Source organism: Enterococcus sp. 3G6_DIV0642 (assembly GCF_002140635.1).
Lineage (GTDB): Bacteria > Bacillota > Bacilli > Lactobacillales > Enterococcaceae > Enterococcus_D > Enterococcus_D casseliflavus.
Window position 1 is genome coordinate 1978061 of sequence record NZ_NGLH01000001.1, and the last position, 19989, is coordinate 1998049.

The 19989-nt window shown below is 43.4% G+C and carries 19 protein-coding genes; 9 read left to right on the top strand and 10 right to left on the bottom strand.

The annotated features are described in order from the left end of the window. Positions 1 to 201: 201 nt before the first annotated feature. The 4 genes from A5878_RS09460 to A5878_RS09475 form a co-directional block, all read right to left on the bottom strand. Complete coding sequence (locus A5878_RS09460; protein WP_086295478.1) at positions 202 to 1794, bottom strand: TPM domain-containing protein; 1593 nt, start codon at positions 1792 to 1794, stop codon at positions 202 to 204. Between the two features lie 140 nt (positions 1795 to 1934). Further along, the gene (locus A5878_RS09465; protein ID WP_081116911.1) at positions 1935 to 3284 is read right to left on the bottom strand and encodes a PFL family protein; all 1350 of its coding nucleotides are present in this window, start codon (positions 3282 to 3284) and stop codon (positions 1935 to 1937) included. Between the two features lie 8 nt (positions 3285 to 3292). Then, positions 3293 to 3559, bottom strand: a complete 267-nt coding sequence (locus A5878_RS09470) for an ACT domain-containing protein (RefSeq protein ID WP_005230142.1) — start codon at positions 3557 to 3559, stop codon at positions 3293 to 3295. Positions 3560 to 3662: 103 nt separating this feature from the next. Continuing rightward, on the bottom strand, positions 3663 to 4325 hold the full coding sequence (locus A5878_RS09475) for a 2,3-diphosphoglycerate-dependent phosphoglycerate mutase (RefSeq protein ID WP_074535257.1): 663 nt from the start codon (positions 4323 to 4325) through the stop codon (positions 3663 to 3665). A gap of 415 nt (positions 4326 to 4740) precedes the next feature. Between A5878_RS09475 and A5878_RS09485 the strand changes: the two genes are divergently transcribed. The 3 genes from A5878_RS09485 to A5878_RS09495 are packed head-to-tail and all read left to right on the top strand — an operon-like array spanning position 4741 to position 8109. After that, complete coding sequence (locus A5878_RS09485; protein ID WP_005230136.1) at positions 4741 to 6222, top strand: ABC transporter permease subunit; 1482 nt, start codon at positions 4741 to 4743, stop codon at positions 6220 to 6222. Beyond that, the gene (locus A5878_RS09490) at positions 6215 to 6937 is read left to right on the top strand and encodes an amino acid ABC transporter ATP-binding protein (RefSeq protein WP_005230134.1); all 723 of its coding nucleotides are present in this window, start codon (positions 6215 to 6217) and stop codon (positions 6935 to 6937) included. The genes A5878_RS09485 and A5878_RS09490 overlap by 8 nt, the downstream gene beginning before the upstream one ends. A 17-nt stretch (positions 6938 to 6954) precedes the next feature. Further along, positions 6955 to 8109 (top strand): pyridoxal phosphate-dependent aminotransferase, encoded by a 1155-nt coding sequence (locus A5878_RS09495; RefSeq protein WP_074535255.1) that lies wholly within the window; start codon positions 6955 to 6957, stop codon positions 8107 to 8109. 133 nt (positions 8110 to 8242) lie between these two features. Here the strand turns inward: A5878_RS09495 and A5878_RS09500 are convergent, their stop codons facing one another. Together A5878_RS09500 and A5878_RS09505 are read right to left on the bottom strand one after the other, a co-directional pair. Next, on the bottom strand, positions 8243 to 8950 hold the full coding sequence (locus tag A5878_RS09500) for a DUF4811 domain-containing protein (RefSeq protein ID WP_005230129.1): 708 nt from the start codon (positions 8948 to 8950) through the stop codon (positions 8243 to 8245). Continuing rightward, the gene (locus A5878_RS09505) at positions 8947 to 10425 is read right to left on the bottom strand and encodes an MDR family MFS transporter (RefSeq protein ID WP_010749631.1); all 1479 of its coding nucleotides are present in this window, start codon (positions 10423 to 10425) and stop codon (positions 8947 to 8949) included. The genes A5878_RS09500 and A5878_RS09505 overlap by 4 nt, the downstream gene beginning before the upstream one ends. Positions 10426 to 10562: 137 nt before the next feature. On the opposite strand from A5878_RS09505, the gene A5878_RS09510 reads away from it, so the two are divergent. The 3 genes from A5878_RS09510 (at position 10563) to spxB (ending at position 13782) form a co-directional block, all read left to right on the top strand. Further along, on the top strand, positions 10563 to 11048 hold the full coding sequence (locus tag A5878_RS09510) for a MerR family transcriptional regulator (protein ID WP_005230125.1): 486 nt from the start codon (positions 10563 to 10565) through the stop codon (positions 11046 to 11048). A 180-nt stretch (positions 11049 to 11228) separates the two neighbouring features. Beyond that, positions 11229 to 11921: an N-acetylmannosamine-6-phosphate 2-epimerase gene (locus A5878_RS09520; protein WP_015509858.1), complete on the top strand. Its 693-nt coding sequence runs from the start codon at positions 11229 to 11231 to the stop codon at positions 11919 to 11921. A 127-nt stretch (positions 11922 to 12048) separates the two neighbouring features. Then, a complete protein-coding gene (gene spxB, locus A5878_RS09525; protein WP_074535253.1) occupies positions 12049 to 13782 on the top strand; it encodes a pyruvate oxidase in 1734 nt (577 codons plus the stop codon). 78 nt (positions 13783 to 13860) lie between these two features. Here spxB and A5878_RS17695 read toward each other — a convergent pair whose 3' ends face one another. Beyond that, complete coding sequence (locus A5878_RS17695; protein WP_005236316.1) at positions 13861 to 13989, bottom strand: hypothetical protein; 129 nt, start codon at positions 13987 to 13989, stop codon at positions 13861 to 13863. A gap of 408 nt (positions 13990 to 14397) precedes the next feature. Between A5878_RS17695 and A5878_RS09530 the strand changes: the two genes are divergently transcribed. Together A5878_RS09530 and A5878_RS09535 are read left to right on the top strand one after the other, a co-directional pair. Continuing rightward, entirely contained in the window at positions 14398 to 14943 is a 546-nt protein-coding gene (locus A5878_RS09530) for an NfeD family protein (protein ID WP_081116908.1), read from the top strand. A 25-nt stretch (positions 14944 to 14968) separates the two neighbouring features. Beyond that, positions 14969 to 16423, top strand: a complete 1455-nt coding sequence (locus tag A5878_RS09535) for a flotillin family protein (protein ID WP_086295480.1) — start codon at positions 14969 to 14971, stop codon at positions 16421 to 16423. 78 nt (positions 16424 to 16501) lie between these two features. On the opposite strand, the gene A5878_RS09540 is transcribed toward A5878_RS09535, so the two are convergent. The 3 genes from A5878_RS09540 to A5878_RS09550 form a co-directional block, all read right to left on the bottom strand. Next, the gene (locus A5878_RS09540) at positions 16502 to 17071 is read right to left on the bottom strand and encodes a sugar O-acetyltransferase (RefSeq protein WP_074535251.1); all 570 of its coding nucleotides are present in this window, start codon (positions 17069 to 17071) and stop codon (positions 16502 to 16504) included. Between the two features lie 22 nt (positions 17072 to 17093). After that, complete coding sequence (locus tag A5878_RS09545) at positions 17094 to 17606, bottom strand: cyclophilin-like fold protein (protein WP_074535250.1); 513 nt, start codon at positions 17604 to 17606, stop codon at positions 17094 to 17096. A gap of 122 nt (positions 17607 to 17728) precedes the next feature. After that, positions 17729 to 18826 (bottom strand): alpha/beta hydrolase, encoded by a 1098-nt coding sequence (locus A5878_RS09550; protein ID WP_086295482.1) that lies wholly within the window; start codon positions 18824 to 18826, stop codon positions 17729 to 17731. Positions 18827 to 19037: 211 nt separating this feature from the next. On the opposite strand from A5878_RS09550, the gene A5878_RS09555 reads away from it, so the two are divergent. Continuing rightward, positions 19038 to 19922 (top strand): LysR family transcriptional regulator, encoded by an 885-nt coding sequence (locus tag A5878_RS09555; RefSeq protein WP_086295484.1) that lies wholly within the window; start codon positions 19038 to 19040, stop codon positions 19920 to 19922. The last annotated feature ends 67 nt before the right edge of the window (positions 19923 to 19989 follow it).

Genomic DNA, 19989 nt, shown 5'->3' on the forward strand with positions numbered 1-19989 from the left:
CTCCCTTTTTCAAATGAATGAAAGTCCCATTCATTTTCAGTAACTCTAAAAAGTTTACCACACTTTGTTTGGTTTGTCTTATTTATCAAGGGATTTCCTCCACAAGAAAAAACGCCATTGACATACAATCCTTCCGCTTGCACAAACCTACATGCAAGCGAATGCATTGCAGAACAATGAACGTTCTTCCTTACGAAAAAATTACCAGCTACCAGAAACACCGCCACCGCTACTGCTTCCTCCGCTAAAACCGCCAAAATCATTCGACGAACTTTGCGTATCGGCAATGACTTGTTCTTGATGGGTCACATGATTATTCATCATCACAAAGAACAACGCCATATTCATACCATGGGGGTCATACTCTTGGCGAGCATTATTCAAAACGGCTGCTCGATCAGAAGCATCAAATGAGGATAATTTGTTTGCTAAATCTGGGTGATTTTGATAAACCTGTTTCAAGTCAACTTGGAACAAGGCATCTGTTTTCACTTCCGCTAGAACATTAGAAACTTCTTTTGGAATGGCTTGTACCATCTCAGGATAGGTCGCTTTTTCCGTCACAAGTTGAGCTAAGTATCGCCCTTGCTCATTGCGTCTTCTGATCTCTTCTTTGGCTTGCTTGGCTATTTCTGCTCGATAAGCATCTGCTAAAGGCAGATTCTCGGGTAACACCGCATCAGTCAAATCGTAGTCTGCCATCCGTTCAGTCACTTCCCTGCCTAATTGGGCTTCATAGGTTTTTAAGGTGTCATGTTGTGTAAGGATCACCTGACCGAAATGTTTGACCGTGGTTTGTTTCTTCATCAGCAAGTTTGAAAAATAGGCGCCAATTGCTGGATTCATCAAGCTGTGTTGGATGACTCGTTTATCCGCTGTCGACAATCCAGTGACCGAACTCAATTTCGCTGGCACATAAGTACTCGTCACATACTGCGTAAATGCTTTTTGACAATCTTTTGCTGTCTGATACTGATGGTAACGCTGATAGTTCTTTCTATTGCTAGCCCATTTCAAGAAATCTTTCTGTTGGAAGTGACTATCTTCTAACAGATGTTTCGGCAATGGCAGGTGCTCTTCAAAACGCCGTTTGGTTTTAAGATGGCGAAAACTGATGAACCCGACAAGGCCTGCAGCTGCTGCCGCTACGACACCACTGACGATTTTACCAATAGTGAACCACATCTGCTTAGTGGCTTCTGCTTCTTGTGCCTGTTTTTCTGCTAACATTTGCTTGCCATCTTGATAGATCGTCCCTAAACCAATCGTTTCATCCGCTTCTTTCATTCGCTGATAGACTTCATTAGAAGCTGCCAATATCGCTGTATCATAATCTTCATCTCGTAATGCGTCTTTGGCATCTTCATCCACTAAATCATCTTCCGATAGCTCACTGAAGACATAGGATAGTCCATCGCCATAACCCAGACGAAATTCACGATCGTCAATGGCAAAGAGAAACAATAGTCCATTATTGTCCTCTGGATTTCCTAAACCATACTCATTGAACAGTTCCAAATTACGCTCTTCAATCGATTGCCCATCTAAAGAAGGGATCGTGATCACAGCATATTCTGGTGCTCCAGTCAATGATTGAAAGCTCTCTTTATTCAAAGTATCGATTTGTTTGATCGTCTCTTGTGAAAGGACCCCGGCATCATCACGAACAAATGTCTGTCCAAAGGCAATTGATGGTTGAAGGACAAAAAATCCCATCAAACCAACAAAAACCAACATCCCAAGTTGGAAGATTTTCTTCATTTTACCACCCCTTTTCATCGTGTTATCTTTCATTGTATTCGATTTCAAATGATAAAACATCCGCCTTAAGCATGAAAAAAATAGTTACATGACTAAAAAACCTTTAAAAGACAGCATTTGGGTCGGTCTTTTAAAGGTCATTTTATCATATTTTCCTAGTAAAGGAGTACAAATTAATTTTTGAATGAATGGATCGGAGCGGGAATACGTCCCCCACGTAAAATGAAATCAGTAGACTGTGCAGGATTGGTTTTCATCACTGGTGCCGTCCCTAATAATCCACCAAATTCAATGCGGTCGCCGATTTTTTTGTCTTTCGCTGGAATGATTCGGACAGCTGTCGTCTTGTGGTTGATGACGCCGATCGCTGCTTCATCCGCAATCATTGCGGCGATCGTCTCAGCAGAAGTATCTCCTGGAATCGCAATCATATCCAAACCGACAGAACAGATCGCCGTCATGGCTTCAAGTTTTTCTAAATTCAATAAACCAGCTTCTACAGCCTTGATCATCCCTGCGTCTTCAGAAACGGGGATAAAGGCACCCGACAGACCTCCAACATGGTTACATGCCATTACGCCGCCTTTTTTTACTGCATCATTTAACAAGGCCAAAGCCGCCGTCGTTCCGTGGGTACCGACAGATTCTAGACCCATTTCTTCTAAAATCAATGCCACACTATCGCCGACTGCAGGAGTTGGCGCCAGCGAAAGATCGACGATCCCGAATGGAACGCCCAAGCGCTCTGAAGCCACGCGCCCGACCAATTGCCCCATCCGCGTGATCTTGAAAGCTGTTTTTTTGACTGTTTCCGCCACAACATCAAAGGACTCGCCTTTGACTTTTTCCAAGGCACGTTTGACGACACCAGGTCCGCTGACACCAACGTTGATTTCCACATCAGCTTCACCGACCCCATGAAAAGCACCCGCCATAAAGGGATTGTCTTCCACTGCATTCGCAAAGACGACGAGCTTCGCACAGCCCATATCTGATGCCTCAGCCGTCTTCTTGACTGTTTCTCCCATCAGACGTACTGCATCCATGTTGATCCCAGCTTTCGTTGATCCAATATTGACCGACGAACAGACAAAATTGGTTTGAGCCAAGGCTTCTGGAATCGATTCGATCAGTGCAAGGTCGCCGCCTTGATAGCCTTTTTCTACTAGTGCGCTATAGCCGCCGATGAAATTTACTCCGACTTCTTGCGCCGCTCGATCCAAGGTCTTCGCAACTTTGATACAGTCTGCGGGTGTCGGCTGGCAAGCTGCCACTATGATCGCTACAGGGGTAACCGAAATCCGCTTGTTAATGATCGGAATGCCATATTCACTTTCGATCTCTTCGCCGACTTTGACAAGATCTTTCGCTTTTGTTGTAATTTTTTGAAAAATTTTCTCACAGGTACGATCAATGTCGGCGTCAATACAATCCAATAATGAGATCCCCATTGTGATGGTACGAATATCTAAGTTTTCTTCTTCCACCATGCGAATGGTTTCAAGTATTTGATTTGTCTCCATAGTGCCTCCTATAATTTGTGCATGGTATCAAAAATCTCTTGATTTTGAATGCTGATTTTTACACCTAATGTACGACCAATTTGGTGAAGCTCCTCACGAACACCATCAAAATCCTGATTGGCATCCATGTTTAAAAGCATCATCATCGTGAAGTAATCTTCCATGATCGTTTGGGACACATCTAAAATATTGATTTCTAGTTCTGCTAATTTCTGGCTAACACCAGCAATGATCCCAACCTTGTCTTTTCCAATAACGGTTAATACGGCTTTCATATCCTCCCGCCTTTCATAAAATTTTTCTTATTATAGCACAACAAAACCACATTTTCGATGTAACATCAAACGAAAATGTGGTTTATTCTTTAAATGTTCGTTATTACGCCCGTTCAATCAAGTTTGCTTGGCTATCAAACTCATAAATGATCGGCTGTGCGTTAGGAATATCGATCGTATCCATGGCATCTTTTGGCACGTCTTCCAAGTATTTGACTAACGCCCGCAAGCTGTTCCCATGACCAGTAATGAGAATATTCTTATGATCTTTAAGTAACGGAACCACCTGGTCTTGCCAAAATGGGACTACTCGCGCCACCACCATCCCCAGATTTTCTCCCTTAGGTATCAAGCGAGGGTCTAAAGAATCATAGCGTCGGTCTAAATCATTTTCCTCCACATATAAAGGCGGTTCATCATATCCACGTCGCCATTTTTGCACCTGTTCTTTTCCATACTTTGCCACCATCTCATCTTTATTGACCCCTACTAATTGGCCATAATGACGTTCATTTAGGCGCCATGTTTTTTTCACAGGGACCCAAAGCTGATCGCTGGCTTCCAGAACGGCATCGCAGGTGATGATCGTTCGCTGCAGCACAGATGCAAAGGCAAAATCAAAGGAAATCCCTAATTCTTTGATCTGTTCCCCCGCATCCCAAGCTTGTTGTCGGCCTTTTTCGGTCAGAGAAACATCTAGCCAGCCTGTCCAGTAATTTTCAAAATTTGCTTCGCTTTCACCATGTCGAATCAATACGACCTTCACTCTATCGCCTCCTCTTCTCTTTTATTATCGCAAGAAATCCAAAAAATGTCTTATGTTTCGTTTTTGCCGCTTTGTTTCAGACAACTTTTTATTTTGTCATTGCAGATCCTGTTTCTCGTTTAAGCGAAGCTGCTTTCTTTCTTCACTATCCGTTATTTTCTAAGCATCCTTTCAAATAGATGTGTATAGAAAATGGCTGCTGTTCCTTCTCCACTTTGTTCTTCCTTGGATTGCAAATAATTTGAATAAATGGTTTTACGCTCTACAACAATTTTTGACTTTTTTTCTCTGACTTATTGACTTCAACTGATGTTATGCTATGATAGTTTCTATCACTTATATGTATTTTTATACATTTATTAGTTATTATTTGCATTTTTAATAGATGCACAGAAAAAGTTAAAGGGGCGTTTACATGAAAAGGTTTAGTAAGGGTACTGTTTTATTGGGGATCATCACAGCGTTGCTGCCGTTTTTCTTTGTCGGACAAGCACATGCAGAAGAAACCGATCCAATCTATGAAAAAGTCAAAGAAAATGGTGTATTGGTCGTGGGTTTATCTGCCGATTATGCACCATATGAATTCCGTGCCAATGTTGATGGAAAAAATGAAATCGTGGGGATCGATATCTCGATTGCCCAAAAAATTGCAGATGACTTAGGGGTCGATCTGAAAATTGAGGAGCTTGGGTTCGACGCGCTGTTAGGGGCTCTAAAAACGGGTAAAATCGATGTCGTCATCTCTGGGATGGCTGCTACGGATGAGCGCCGTAAAGAAGTCAATTTCACTGATACCTATATGGAAGTCCAACAGACCGTCCTGGTTCGAGCAGAAGATGCGGATCGTTTCCAATCGACGGCTGATTTTGATGGTGTAGCTGTCGGTGCACAACGACAAACCACACAAGAAGAGCTGGCAAATACAGAATTGACTGGCTCGACCGTCACCTCTTTGCAAAGGGTGCCTGATTTGATCACCAATCTAAAATCACGCAAGATCGATGCGATCGTGATGGAAGGTCCCGTCGCCGAAGCTTATGTGACGGCGAATGATACCTTGGCATTAGCCGAAAATGTCACGTTTGAAAACGGCGTGAAGGAGACCGCGATCGCCATCTCGAAAGAAGCGCCAGTTTTACTGGAAAAACTCAATTCCTCCATTGAAACTATCATTAGTAATGATCTTTTAAGCCAATACAAAGAAGATGCCTATCGATTGATGTTTACCGAAGAAGGCACGATCGATGAAGAGCAAAGCTTTTGGGAAAAATATCTGCCTTTTTACATCACTGGAACTGGCTATACGATCTTCCTAGCCTTGGTTGGGGTATTATTCGGCTCTATCGGTGGCAGCTTGTTAGCCTTTATGAAGCTTTCTAAGTCAAAAGCATTGAAAGTCATTGCCGCTGTCTATATTGAATATGTTCGGGGAACACCTTTGTTAGTACAAATATTTATTGTATACTTTGGAACAGGCGTGTTAGGCTTAGAGCTGTCGAAGTTAGCTGCTGGCTGTATTGCCTTAGCACTAAACAGTGCCGCCTATGTGGCAGAAATCATTCGTGCTGGGATCAATGCCGTCAATAAAGGACAGCTGGAAGCCGCTCGTTCATTAGGCATGAATCAGATCCAAGCGATGCGCTTCATCATTTTCCCGCAAGCCATCAAAAACATCTTGCCTGCTTTAGGAAATGAATTTGTCACGGTCATCAAAGAGTCTTCGGTCGTATCGGTAATCGGTGTGTCTGAACTGATTTTCCAAACAGGCGTCGTTCAAGGGGCCAGCTTCAAACCATTTTTACCATACGTTATCGTATCATTGATCTACTTTGTATTGACCTTCGCCCTCTCACGTCTATTGGGTGTTGCTGAAAGGAGAATGAAAACTAGTGATTAAAGTTGAAAAATTAGTGAAAACATTTGGCGAGAATACCGTCTTAAAAGAAATCGATCTTGAAGTGACACCTGGTGAAGTCGTTGTGATCATCGGACCCTCAGGAAGTGGGAAAAGTACTTTCTTACGCTGCTTGAATCTACTTGAACAGCCGACTGGTGGGAAAATCACCTTCGAAGGCAATGATTTATTGGCAAAAGGGGTGAAAATCGATCAGATTCGTCAAAAAATGGGAATGGTCTTTCAAAGCTTCAATTTATTCCCTCATAAAACGGTGTTAGAAAATCTGACTATCAGCCCGATCAAAGTCAAACAGCAAGAGCAAGCTGCTGCCGAAGAGACAGCGAAAGGATTGCTGGAGCAAGTTGGCTTAGCTGAAAAAGCGGATAGTTACCCCTCTAGCCTTTCTGGCGGGCAGCAGCAACGGGTGGCGATTGCTAGAGCGTTGGCAATGGATCCTGATGTAATGCTCTTTGACGAACCAACCTCAGCATTGGACCCAGAAATGGTTGGAGAAGTGTTGACGGTCATGCAAGCTTTGGCAGAAAAAGGCATGACGATGGTCGTCGTTACCCACGAAATGGGCTTCGCAAAAGAAGTCGCCGATCGTGTCATCTTTATGGCTGACGGTATCATTCAAGAACAAGGAACACCAGAACAGATCTTTGAGCATCCGCAAAATGCGCGGACACAGGATTTTTTAAGCAAAGTTTTATAGAAATTGGAGATGACAAAATGAACCGTCCGTTGATTGCAGAACGTTTTTTACAACCAGAAGAAAATCTTTTAATGGAGATCGCCACTCTTGCGAAGAAAACCCCAAATTTGATTGATTTGTCGATTGGTGATCCTGATTTGATTACAGATGCGACAATCATTGATGCAGCTTTTGCTGACGTCAAAGCGGGTCATACAAAATACACCGCTTCAGACGGCAGTGCTGATTTTATCCAAACCGTCGTTGATTTTTATCAAAAGCAATACCAGCTTACTTTTTCTCCTAGCCAAGTACGAGGAACTGTCGGTGCATTGCATGGCATGTACTTAGCTTTGGCTGCCATCATTGATCCCGGTGATGAAGTGATTATTCACGAACCGTACTTTTCGCCTTACAAACAACAAGTCGAACTAGTCGGTGGTGTGCCAGTCTTTATTCCGACCTTTGAAAAAGATGGCTTTCAAATCGACGTCGAGGTTTTAAAGGCCGCTATCACTGAGAAAACCCGGGCAATCATTATCAATTCACCCAACAATCCTACTGGTGCTGTTTTTTCTCCAGAAACTTTTGAAAAAATCGCAGCAGTTGCCATTGAACATGACTTACTAATCCTCTCAGATGAAGTCTATGAAGCCTTTTGCTTTGATGACACCTTTGTACCGATGGCAGCCTTCGCACCTGAGAACACCATCACATTCAGCAGTTTCTCAAAAGCCTTTGCCATGACAGGCTGGCGGATCGGTTACATGATCGCACCTGAATCGATCAATCTTACGGCAAAACTGATCAATGAGTCGATCGCCTATTCGGCACCAACTCCTTCACAACGGGCAGGTATTTACGCATTGAATCACTATGATACCCTCGTGCCGCAAGTGGTTGCTGTCTTTAAGGAACGACTGACCTACATTGAACAACGGGTTGCTGAGATCCCCTTCCTTTCCTTATCCCCAGTCAAAGGAAGCATGTATGCCTTCATCAACATTAAACAAACGGGGTTGGACTCTGTCAGCTTTGTCGAGAAATTATTAAAGGAAACCAGTGTGCTGATGATCCCTGGGAAAGCCTTTGGAGAAACGACCGGCGATGGCTATGTTCGCTTAGCTGCCACCCAATCGTTGGACTTGTTAAAAGAAGCTTTCGACCGCATTGCCGCGTGCTCATTTGACTAAAGAAAATCCCACTCACTTCTAGTGTGTGGGATTTTTTTTGGTGGTAGCCGTTTTTCAAAAGTATCACGTTCCATATAAAAAGGGACAGAAGAATCCGATTTGATTCTTCCATCCCCTGACTATCTGCTCGTTTTTACTTTTTTGCTTCTTCTAGTAATTTTGCCATCGCTTCTTTTTGATAAGCTTCTGTCAATTCAGCGATTTTTGCTTTTTGGGCTGCCTCATCCATAGTTGGATCAGCCATTAATGCAGCTTGCATTTTTTCTTGGACATAGGCTTGTCCTTGTGTTTTCATAGTGTCTGCTTGTTCTTTCGCTAAAGAAGCCAGTTTTTTTGCTTGATCCACACTCAAGACTTCCCATGAATCTGGCAATGAGAACGTATTGGTACGGCTGACATATTGGCCATCGTTATCAGCGATCCCGAACAAGAAGCGTGATAGGTCACTTTTATAAACCCAGCGCGTCGTTTTTGTTTCTAATTGAGCTGAATCAGCCCCTGTTTCCACAACATTAGTCACTTTATCAGTACCGGTTTGTTTTGGTTCCTCTTGATCAGCATCCGTTTTATATAGGTAGATTTTTTCCGTACCATCTCCTAATGGCTGATACAATAGCAAATCAAAATTCTCGTTATCGGCACTAGAAACCAGTGGGGTTGTTTTAGCAGTCGTTTCTTTTTCCATTCCAAAATGATAGGTCAAATTGGCCATCAGTGCGACGACACTTGCCACGAAGACTAGACCTAAGACCAATGATAAACCTGTTTGCAGCTTGTTTTTGGCAAAGACATTCAGTACCGCAAACCCTAATACGCTAAGAACGATCAAAAGCAAGATCATTTGTCCGCACCTCCTTCAAGAACCGTCAATCGCGGTTCTTTTTTCTTTAAGGAGAAGGCGATCAAGAATCCTAAGAAGCTAAAGACCGCTGCCACATAAAAGGCGGCATGGTAGCCAGATAAAGTCGCTTCGATTGCTTTTTCTTTGTATGCCAAAGGCGTTGCATCCAGCAAAGAATCACTTGGCAAGTTGCCCTTAGTGACGTTTGTCAAGACACTGATCAAGATAGCCGTACCAATTGAGCTGGCTACTTGACGGAACGTATTGTTTACCGCGGTACCGTGACTGATCAAATGACCAGGTAAGGCATTCATTCCTGAAGTCGTTACTGGCATCATCACCATTGAGATCCCGAACATCCGAATCCCATAAAGAATGATGATATGCAAAATCGGTGTATCTTTTGTTAAGAAAGCAAATGGTAAGGTTGCGGCAGTCAAGATAAACATCCCGGTGATAGCTAAACGTTTTGCACCATACTTATCAAAGATCGCACCAGTGATCGGCATCATGATCCCCATGATCAACGCACCTGGCAATAACATCAATCCTGAATGAAACGCTGACTCACCACGAATGTTTTGGATATACAATGGGAGAACCATTTCAGCACCGATCATCGCCATATTCGTGACCCCTGAAAGGATCGACGCCAAGGTAAAGGTCGTTGATTTGAACACGCGCAACTCTAAGAACGGATGCTCAATGTGCAATTGACGCCATGCAAAGAAAGCAATGAAAAAGACACCGGCTGCTAGAAAACCGATTACTTCCATACTGCCCCACCCTTTGTCGCCGACGCTTGAAAAGCCATAGAGCAATGTACCAAAACCAAGGGTTGATAAAATCGCTGAGAACAGATCGATTTTCGGATGCGACAATTCAATCACACTCTTCATTAGAAAGAGCGCTAAGACTAAGACTAAAACGACGATCGGAATGACCATTCCGAACAAATAGCGCCAGTCATAATGATCAATGATCCAACCAGATAACGTTGGGCCTAAGGCTGGTGCTAACCCAATAACGATTCCTGACATGCCCATGGCTGAACCGCGTTTTTCTGGTGGGAAGATCGACAACATGATATTTTGCAAAAGCGGCATCGAGATCCCTACACCGGCAGCTTGCACTAAGCGGCCAATCAATAATGTAGAAAAGTTCGGTGCAGCAAAACAAGCGATCGTTCCTGCAAGGAAGATGCTCATTGCCGTTAAGTAAAGACTTCTCGAGCTGAACTTGTTGATCAGCCATGCGGTGATCGGGATCATGATCCCATTGACCAGCAAGAAACCAGTGGTCAGCCATTGAACATCAGATGCTGAGATGTCAAAGGCATCCATCAAAGTTGGAAAAGCCGTTGTTAACAATGTTTGGTTCAAAACAGTACAAAACGTACCGATCAGCAAAACCATGACCAGTAAGGAACGGTTGTAAGGTTTGCCGTAGATATCTAAAGGACGACTCGTTGACATATTTCACACTCTTTTCAGTATATTTTTCATAAAACCTTCTTTACTTTAAATCTTTCCCTGAAATTTGTCAACCTACTTGACATAAAAGTAAAACAAGTTACAATATTAACAAATACCTTTACAAGAATGGAGTCCGTATGTCTCATCTTTTTCGAAAACTCGTTGATAATGAAAACTTGTTGGTCGGCATCAGCGAACTTAGCCAAATGTGTGATATCTCCCCTCGCCAATTGCGTTATTGGGAACAAAAAGGATTTATTCAATCGGTCCCACAAGAAGAAAATGCCCCACGAAAATACCGACTGCCCACGGTCGTCAAAGTGGAAATGATCAAAACGTTTTTAGATGAAGGCTTTACGTTGGCCAAGGCTGTTGAAAAAGCGGACAAAAAAATCAAAACCGCCCATCATATTCGCAAAGTGTTTTCTGGGGTTTTACAAAATTTAGAAGTCATCAATGAACGCTTTACGATCATCAGTCTGGGACCAGTAGATGACGAAGGAAAAATCCTCCATATCATTCACGATGAAGAAACAGAACGATTGCAATACGAAGTGCTGCCTGCTAATCAAACGATCGATTTTGAAAAGTTCAAGCAATGCACGTCAAAACAAGCAGAATAAAAAATCTGCCTAGCCTATTCGTTACGTGCAGCAAGTATCCATGACAATGATGCTTGCTGCACGTTTTTTGAATGTCTTGCCTTTGATTCAAAGAGGTGTTGATTCATTTACAAGCAAAAAACCTCATGATATAGTCGAAGGGAGAAACGAACCTTTAGTAGAATGGGAAGTGTCATATAAATGGAAAAAGAAGTCTTTACCCAACAAATCAAGGGCGGGTTGATTGTTTCTTGTCAAGCATTGCCTGGAGAACCCTTGTATACCGAAAACGGCGGTGTCATGCCCCTATTGGCAAAAGCAGCTCAAGAAGCTGGAGCTGTTGGCATCCGTGCCAATTCCGTTCGCGATATTCGCGAAATCCAAGCCGCTGTTGATCTGCCGATCATCGGAATCATCAAAAAAGACTATCCACCTGAAGAACCATTTATCACAGCGACCATCAAAGAGGTGCACGAATTAGCAGCTTTACAGATTGCGGTGATCGCTTTGGACTGCACCTTGCGCAAACGTCACGATGGCTTGACGGTCAATGCCTTTATCAAACAAATCAAAACTCTTTATCCCCATCAACTACTCATGGCAGATATCGCCACCTATGAGGAAGGCATCAATGCCTTTGAAGCGGGCGTCGATTTTGTTGGTACAACTTTGTCCGGCTATACGGCGAATAGTCCCACCATTGACGAACCAGATTATCAATTGATCCAGCAATTGGTTGCGGCAAAGGTTCCAGTGATAGCCGAAGGCAAGATCCACACCCCGAAACAAGCAAAGAAAATCCAAGATATGGGTGTGACGGGTATCGTGGTTGGTGGTGCCATCACCCGACCAAAAGAGATCGCCAGCCGATTCGTGCAAGAGCTGCGCAACTGAGTCGTTCATTTCCTAAAATAAGTCTTTCACTGCGCCTTGTGACAGAAGGCGCATTCTTTGTTGTCTTTTTGAGAAACGTTTATACTTAAAAGAGAACGAATGACAACAGAGAAAGCGAGTGAAGAAAATGACAAAAATCAATGCTGGTATAGCAATGATCAAGGTTTTTGAAGCTTGGGGCATCGACCATATCTATGGAATCCCCGGTGGCTCTTTCAACTCAACGATGGATGCTTTGTACCATGAACGGCAATCGGTCAAGTATATTCAAGTACGTCATGAAGAAGCAGGTGCGCTGGCAGCAGCGGCTGATGCCAAGCTAACGGGAAAAGTCGGTGCGGTTTTTGGTTCTGCTGGTCCGGGTGCCACCCATTTGATCAATGGCTTATATGATGCTCAAATGGATAACGTGCCCGTCGTTGCCTTGTTAGGACAAGTAGCTTCGAGCTCGATGAACTACAATGATTTTCAAGAAATGAATGAAAATCCGATGTTCGCTGATGTCAGTATCTACAATCGCACGGTCATGTCCCCTGAAAGTTTGCCCCACGTGGTGGACGAAGCCATTAAAGCAGCCTACAAATTTAAAGGAGTCGCTGTGGTAACGATCCCGGTCGATTACGGGTTTGCAGAAATCGACAAACAGGAGATTGCAACCGCAAAAAATCATAAGACAGGTGTTCTCCAGCCTGATGAAGAGGATTTACAGGCTGCCCTTCCTTATTTTGAACAAGCAAAAAAACCCGTCCTTTATATCGGACAAGGTCTCTTTGGTCATTTTGATGCCATCGATGCTTTTTCTAAGCATTTCTCGATGCCTATCGCATCTTCTGTCTTAGCCAAAGGCATCGTGCCTGATCTTTATGAAAACTTTCTTGGATTTGCTGGACGGGTGGCGACAAAACCTGCCAATGAAGCTTTGGCAGAAGCCGATCTCATCGTTTTTGTCGGCAGTGACTTCCCTTTTGGCCGCCGCTTTTTCAATCCTGGTGCCAACTTTGTCCAAGTTGATATCGACGCCTCGAAATTTGGTCGTCGTCATCAGACGGATGTCTCCGTTTTAGGAGATGGTGCGACCGCTCTTAGAAAATGGACAGAGATGGCAGCCCCTCGTCCTGCAGATGCTTGGTTAAAAGCCAATCAAGAAAACTGTCGCAATTGGCATGAATGGCGCCATCGTTTTTACCATGATTCGCAAGTTCCTTTGCGTCCTGAACCTGTCTATCGAGAAATCAACCGGATTGCAGCTCCTGATGCCCTGTTTGTCACGGATGTCGGTAATGTGACGATTCACAGTATCCGTCATTTAGAAATGACGGGTGAACAGCGTTTCACAACGTCTGGCTGGTTTGCGACAATGGGCAATGGTGTACCTGGTGGGATCGCAGCTCAATTGAGCTATCCGAATCGCCAAGTATTTACCTTTAGTGGGGATGGCGGTTTTGCGATGCAAATGCAAGACATCATCACCCAAGTGAAATATGATTTGCCAATCATCAACGTGGTCTTTTCCAATGACTCATTCGGCTTCATCGAAGCGGAGCAAGAAGATACCGAGCAAACCAAGTTCGGTGTCCAATTAGCCGGTGCTGATTTTGGTAAAGTTGGGGAAGCATTGGGTGCGAAAGGCTTCACGGTAACGAAGGAAGAAGAATTAGCATCCGTCTTTACACAAGCTAAAGAAAGCCACGGACCTGTGGTGATCGATGTCAAGATCGCTAACGAACGCCCTCTTCCTGTCGAAGAACTGAAACTTGATCCGAACCGCTTCAGCGCTGAAGAAATCGCAGCTTTTAAAGCAAAATACCAAGTCCATGATCTGCCAGCTTTGAGTGAGTTGTACGTGGATTCTCAAGAGTAAATAAAAAAGAGAGAAAGACAGAAATCCTGTCCTTCTCTCTTTTTTTCATCAACCATTTCATGTTTCTAATGCATCGCCTTACTTATTATAAATTTTCGGGCCTTTACGCATGTTTTTTCGATCGTTTTTTGGGGATTCCATTTTTTTTGAACGGCCGCCGCCTTGTTTTTTCTTGATTAGTTCTAACATTTTTTCTTTTTGATCCATCGATTCCACCTCTATTTCTTAGCAATACTGTCGGTTGAAAAGAAGTGTTCCTGACTTCTTTTATGTTTGCGAACAACTACCTTCGATCTATGGTAATAGAAAATAAAAGCTGCCTCTTACGATTCAAATCATCTGCAGCTAATTTTGCCTTTTTCTAGTACCCTGATTTAATCTACTTGGATTTTCCTGGTTTGTCAATGGCTGATGAAAAAAAGCTGATTTTTGATTGGCTCTTTCAAAAAAATAAACCTCCCTTTGTTGTACTATTTGTTCAATTTTACTATTTTATTTAATTTTTTTTATTATTTATTGGTATAATTATAACAGAACACCTATTCCGTTCTTTTCCTTCCCTCGTTCTTCTTTCGATTGTTTCTTAGCTTTCATTGTTCTTACAAATCACTCTATTTGAAAGGAGGTGGATACGTGCTGCACACTTACGCACCTGATCAGATTTATTTGTATGTATTGATTGGCTGTGCCATTTTAGCCTTTTTGCTGCTTCTGTTTGGCGATATCTTCGATTTTGATGGTCCAATTGATCCGATGTTGATCATCCCCTGGTTTGCCTTTACGAGTCTTTTCGGTTACTTAGGGGAAACTATTTTCCCAGGCTATTCGATGATGCTTTTCATTGGTAGCGGTTGTCTTTCTACAGGGCTCGTTTTTCTCTTGAATTTTTACGTGCTGATTCCCATGAGGAATGCTGAAGCGACGCTTTCGAGTTCCGAGAAAGACTTTGAAGGTCGAATCGCAACGGTGCTGACGCCGATTCCTTGTGAAGGAATGGGTGAAATTCAACTCACAAGTGTCACTGGTTCAAGTAATCGTCCAGCCTCGGCTTTTCAACCTATCGATGAACCATTAGCAGCAGGATCAAAAGTGTTGATTATTGAAGTCAAAGAGCGTATTTGCTACGTCGTTCCCTATACAGAAAAATTTTTGGGCAACTAAAATAAATCACTAAAGAGGTGCATCTATGGATATTTTCTTATCACCAATTGTCTTTCCGATCGCAATCGTGGCGTTCATTTTACTGATGCTTTTGATCATCTTTGTCACGAAATATCAAACAGCCAAGCCCGATGAAGCGTTGATTATCAGCGGAAGTTACCTTGGCAACAAAAATGTTCATGCGGATGAGAGCAATAACAAAATCAAAATCGTGCGTGGTGGCGGAGCCTTTGTTTTGCCAGTGTTCCAACGATCAAACCGAATCAGCTTACTTTCCAGCAAGCTGGATGTTTCAACACCAGAAGTATATACGGAACAAGGAGTTCCCGTTATGTGTGATGGAACTTCCATTATCAAGATTGGCTCATCCGTAGAAGAAATCGCAACGGCAGCGGAACAGTTTCTAGGAAAAACCCGTGAAGAATTAGAAAATGAGGCACGAGAAGTCTTGGAAGGTCACCTGCGTTCGATCCTTGGTTCGATGACCGTCGAAGAAATCTATCAAAATCGCGACAAATTCAGCCAAAGCGTGCAAGAAGTGGCCTCTGTCGATCTAGCGAAAATGGGCTTGATCATTGTCTCCTTTACGATCAAAGAAGTACGAGACAAAAATGGCTATTTAGATTCTCTTGGAAAACCTAGAATCGCCCAAGTCAAACGGGATGCTGAAATTGCGGAAGCCGAAGCGCTGAAAGAAACCCGCATCAAAAAAGCCCAATCGGAACAAGAATCGCAAACAGCGGAATCAAAACGCATGACCGAAATCGCTGAAGCATTGAAGGAAAAAGAATTGAAGTTGGCGCTTTATAAGAAAGAACAAGACATCGCCAAAGCCGATGCCGATCAAGCCTATCATCTGCAAAGTGCCATCATGAAACAAAAAGTCCGAGAACAAGAGATTGAAGTCGAAGTCGTTGAACGACAAAAACAAATCGAATTGGAAGAAAAAGAAATCTTGCGTCGAGAACGCCAATTTGATTCTGAGATCAAGAAAAAAGCCGATGCCGATCGTTATGCGCTTGAACAAGAAGCATTAGCGAAAAAAGCGTCTGCGTTAGCAACCACTGAAGCTGAGAAGTTTCGAACAGAGTCGTTGGCAAAAGCTGAAGCCGATAAAATTCGTCTGATTGGTTTGGCAGAAGCCGAGACGACCTTGGCGAAAGGAACGGCGGAAGCTGAAACGAAGGAAAAAATCGCTGAAGCCTTCAAGAAATATGATGAAGCAGCGATCCTTAGCATGATCGTTGAGATCATGCCGCAATTAGTCAAAGAGGCTGCCGCCCCATTAGGCAATATCGATAAAATTTCGGTCGTTGATACAGGATCAGGTGAAGGCGGTGGTGCCAATCGTGTCACCAATTACGCCACCAATCTCTTATCGACCACACAAGAGACTTTGAAAGAAACCCTTGGTCTTGATGTGAAATCGTTGATCGAAAACTTCGCCGGTTCCAATACGAGCGAGCCGCCTCAAGAATAAGAAAACTGCTGTTCGTCTTCATCGCTTCAAAAGCGACAAGGCGAACAGCAGTTTTTTTCTTACTCATTGCTATTGTGCTTACTCAGTGACCTCTTTGACATAGTTTGCAGGTACACCAGCCACGATCGTGCGTTCAGCGACATCTTTGGTCACCACTGCCCCAGCAGCAATGATCGCATGGTCACCGACGGTCACACCCGCAACGATCGTTGCATTTGAGCCAATCCAGACATTCTTCCCAATCGTAATGGGTGCTGGATAAAGCGTGCTACGATCTTCAGGGTGAAGGCCATGATTCAAGGTAGCTAGAACAACGTTATGCCCAATTAGGGTACCATCACCGATCGTGATCCCTCCTTGGTCTTGAAAATGACAACCGGCGTTAAGAAACACCCCTTTACCAATTTGGATGTTTTTGCCATAATCTGTATAAAAAGGCGGAAAAAGCGAAAATGTCGGTTCAACTGCTTTCCCAGTCAATTGGGCAAAAAGTTCTTGTAATTCATGAGGTTCATGATAAACCGTATTGATTTTCATGGTCAATTTTCTCGCCTCAGCACTCAAAGCCACCATTTGTTTTGAAGCTTGCGAACCGGCAAGTAAGGGTTCACCACTTGCCATAAGTTTGTTTAATTGATCGATCGTCATTTGTTTTTCTCCTAATCATTCGTTACTCACGAGTATTTTCTAGCGAAAAGACAACCTCCACGTCCTCTTCCCCCATTGCTTCTCTTAAGCCTGCTGGATCTTCAATAACGCCGATACGACTATAGCCACCATAAGAATTGGTAAAGGTCTGATAAAACAGCACCAACGTATGACTATTCCAGCTCATGATTTCTCCTGCGTGAATGATCTCCGGCCGTTCTGTAGTCATTTCTGGCAAATTCTCAGAAAAACGATAATATTTCTCGTTGTTGTTCAAGTCACTCATTGTCAACGTGAAGGGCATTTGATTTATTAGGTGTTTAGACGCCTCATTTTCATAAAACTTCGCTATAAAATCCTGTTGACCAACCGTAATGACGACAGCTGTTGCTGATTCAATCGTCGGTTGATCATGATCCTGACTTGCTTCAGAGGAAGTTTCGCTGGCAGACAGCGCATGCCTCTCCTCTGTTCCACTTGTCCCACAGGCACTTAGTAGGAACAGCAAGACAGCAGGGATGAGTTTTATCAACATGGCTTCGCTCCTTTCTGCTGATGATTCGATGTAGCGGCGGGCAACGGAATGCTTATTTTCTAAAATACGACTGCTCAGCAGAAGATATGGGACTGAACAGTCGTGCAGCTGGTTGTTGCTGTTTAATTCAAATGCTCTTGGAAGAATTCGGTCATTTGGTCAAAAGGAATCACCTCTGTTTGGTCGTATAGATCAACATGCGAAGCATTAGGAATGACTGTCAGCTCTTTGTTATCACCTTGCAATTGCTCAAAAGCGTCTTGACTGAAGTAAAGTGAGTGGGCTTCTTCTCCATGAAGCAATAAAACGGCGCTTTGGATCTCATCAATGTAAGACAAAAGTGGCATATTTAAGAATGACAGCGAAGACGTGACATTCCAACCATCATTAGAGTTCAAGGAACGTTCGTGGTAGCCTCGTTCTGTTTTGTAATAATCAAAGTAATCCTGCATAAAGACCGGCGCATCTTCTGGCAGTGTATCTGGTACCCCACCTGCTCGTTCGTAGCTGCCATTGGCAAAATCAACTGTACGTTGGGCGTTCAGCTGCTGGCGCAATTCATGGCGTCCTTCAGCCCCCATTTCATCAAAATACCCTTGAGCATTGACTCGCGACATGTCATACATGGTGGCAGAAACAGTCGCTTTCACACGGGTATCGATGGCTGCGGCATTCAAAGCTAGACCACCCCAGCCACAAATCCCGATCAAACCGATTCTTTCTTCATCTACGTTTTCTTGGACAGATAGAAAATCGACGGCTGCTTGAAAATCTTCTGTATTAATGTCTGGTGAAGCCACATAGCGTGGTTCGCCACCGCTTTCACCTGTATAGGACGGATCAAAAGCGATCGTAACAAAACCACGCTCTGCCATCGTTTGAGCATATAGACCAGATGTCTGCTCTTTGACTGCTCCAAAAAGTCCGCTAACGGCGATTGCTGGAAGTGGTCCTTGCGCATCAATTGGTTCATAAAGATCCGCAACTAAAGTGATCCCGTAACGATTCTGGAAAGTCACTTTTCGGTGATTCACCGTGTCACTTTCTGGGAAAACTTTATCCCATTCATCTGTCAATGAAACATTTTCTGTCATCGTTTCTCCTCCTGAGCTGGCTTGCGGCTCTTCATTCGTCTCCTCATTATTGCTGCTACAAGCACCTAAAACCAACGGTGCCAGCACAACTAAAGACACAAGGGCCTTCTTTTGCCATTTTTTCATTTCATTCGCCTTCTTTCTCGGTCAACTATCCTGTACCTTAGGGCGATTCTCCAATGTTTTTCAAATGATCAAGGTCTGGATGATCGTTTTTTCTTGATCGCTTGAGCTATTTTTGGATAAACCTATTGTACTTGCCGCATCTTTCTATGTAAAATACTAATGTTAAATACCTAACTATTCATATATAGCATAGAAAAAGGAGTATAGACCTATGGAATTAAAAAGTTTAACCACGTTTCTAGCAGTTGCAGAAAAAGAAACGATTTCAGCTGCCGCAAAACATCTGCATCTCTCGCAACCATCCCTGTCACGACAGTTAATGGAGTTAGAAAAAGAATTAGGTGTCACGCTGTTCACCAGAGGCAATCGCAAAATTACGCTGACGGAAGATGGCCTCTTGTTTCGTAAGCGGGCGGAAGAAATTGTAGAATTGTTAGAAAAGACCCGTTCTGAATTTTTGTCGCCTCGAGATACGATTGCCGGTAACGTGTCGATCGGTGCTGGAGAAACCTACGTGATCCAGCTGTTGGGAAAAATCATCAAGGAGATTCAAGTTGAGTACCCTAACGTCAAATTTCATTTATTTAGCGGCAATGCTGACGAGGTCAAAGAACGGTTGGACAAAGGATTGTTGGATTTTGGCGTCGTGATCAGCCCCGTCGACGTCAAAAAATACCATTCCTTGCGCTTACCTGCCAGAGACACCTGGGGCGTCTTGATGCGAAAAGACAGTCCCCTTGGTAGTAACGAAGTCATCACACCAAAGGATCTCTGGGAGGTTCCCTTGATTACTTCACGACAAAGTCTGGTCAGCAGTGAGCTTTCTAAATGGTTGAAAAAAGACATGAACAAATTGACTGTCGTTGCCACGTATAATCTCGTGTACAATGCGTCAAAATTGGTTGAAGAAGGCGTCGGCTATGCATTGACCCTCGACAAATTAATCAACTTCACCCCTGACAGTCCTTTATGCTTTAGAAAATTGAGTCCCACTCTTGAATCAGATCTTGCAGTCATTTGGAAGAACACCCAAGTTTTTTCAAAAGCCTCTGGACTTTTCTTGGAGCGGATGAAGGAACGCTTTATAGAGGAATGATTTCAAATAAAAAAAGATTTATCTCAAAACAATTATGAGATAAATCTTTCTTTACGTTTTCTTCTGA

Bases quoted from the DNA above. Each gene is read 5' to 3' on its own strand.
- A5878_RS09500 (WP_005230129.1), bottom strand. From the start codon at position 8,950: ATGATCTTGCTTTTGATCGTTCTTAGCGTATTAGGGTTTGCGGTACTG.
- A5878_RS09520 (WP_015509858.1), top strand. From the start codon at position 11,229: ATGGAAAAAGAAGTCTTTACCCAACAAATCAAGGGCGGGTTGATTGTT.
- A5878_RS17695 (WP_005236316.1), bottom strand. From the start codon at position 13,989: ATGGATCAAAAAGAAAAAATGTTAGAACTAATCAAGAAAAAACAAGGC.
- A5878_RS09535 (WP_086295480.1), top strand. From the start codon at position 14,969: ATGGATATTTTCTTATCACCAATTGTCTTTCCGATCGCAATCGTGGCG.
- spxB (WP_074535253.1), top strand. From the start codon at position 12,049: ATGACAAAAATCAATGCTGGTATAGCAATGATCAAGGTTTTTGAAGCT.
- A5878_RS09485 (WP_005230136.1), top strand. From the start codon at position 4,741: ATGAAAAGGTTTAGTAAGGGTACTGTTTTATTGGGGATCATCACAGCG.
- A5878_RS09470 (WP_005230142.1), bottom strand. From the start codon at position 3,559: ATGAAAGCCGTATTAACCGTTATTGGAAAAGACAAGGTTGGGATCATT.
- A5878_RS09505 (WP_010749631.1), bottom strand. From the start codon at position 10,425: ATGTCAACGAGTCGTCCTTTAGATATCTACGGCAAACCTTACAACCGT.
- A5878_RS09555 (WP_086295484.1), top strand. From the start codon at position 19,038: ATGGAATTAAAAAGTTTAACCACGTTTCTAGCAGTTGCAGAAAAAGAA.
- A5878_RS09550 (WP_086295482.1), bottom strand. From the start codon at position 18,826: ATGAAAAAATGGCAAAAGAAGGCCCTTGTGTCTTTAGTTGTGCTGGCA.
- A5878_RS09460 (WP_086295478.1), bottom strand. From the start codon at position 1,794: ATGAAAGATAACACGATGAAAAGGGGTGGTAAAATGAAGAAAATCTTC.
- A5878_RS09540 (WP_074535251.1), bottom strand. From the start codon at position 17,071: ATGACGATCGATCAATTAAACAAACTTATGGCAAGTGGTGAACCCTTA.
- A5878_RS09465 (WP_081116911.1), bottom strand. From the start codon at position 3,284: ATGGAGACAAATCAAATACTTGAAACCATTCGCATGGTGGAAGAAGAA.
- A5878_RS09495 (WP_074535255.1), top strand. From the start codon at position 6,955: ATGAACCGTCCGTTGATTGCAGAACGTTTTTTACAACCAGAAGAAAAT.
- A5878_RS09510 (WP_005230125.1), top strand. From the start codon at position 10,563: ATGTCTCATCTTTTTCGAAAACTCGTTGATAATGAAAACTTGTTGGTC.
- A5878_RS09545 (WP_074535250.1), bottom strand. From the start codon at position 17,606: ATGTTGATAAAACTCATCCCTGCTGTCTTGCTGTTCCTACTAAGTGCC.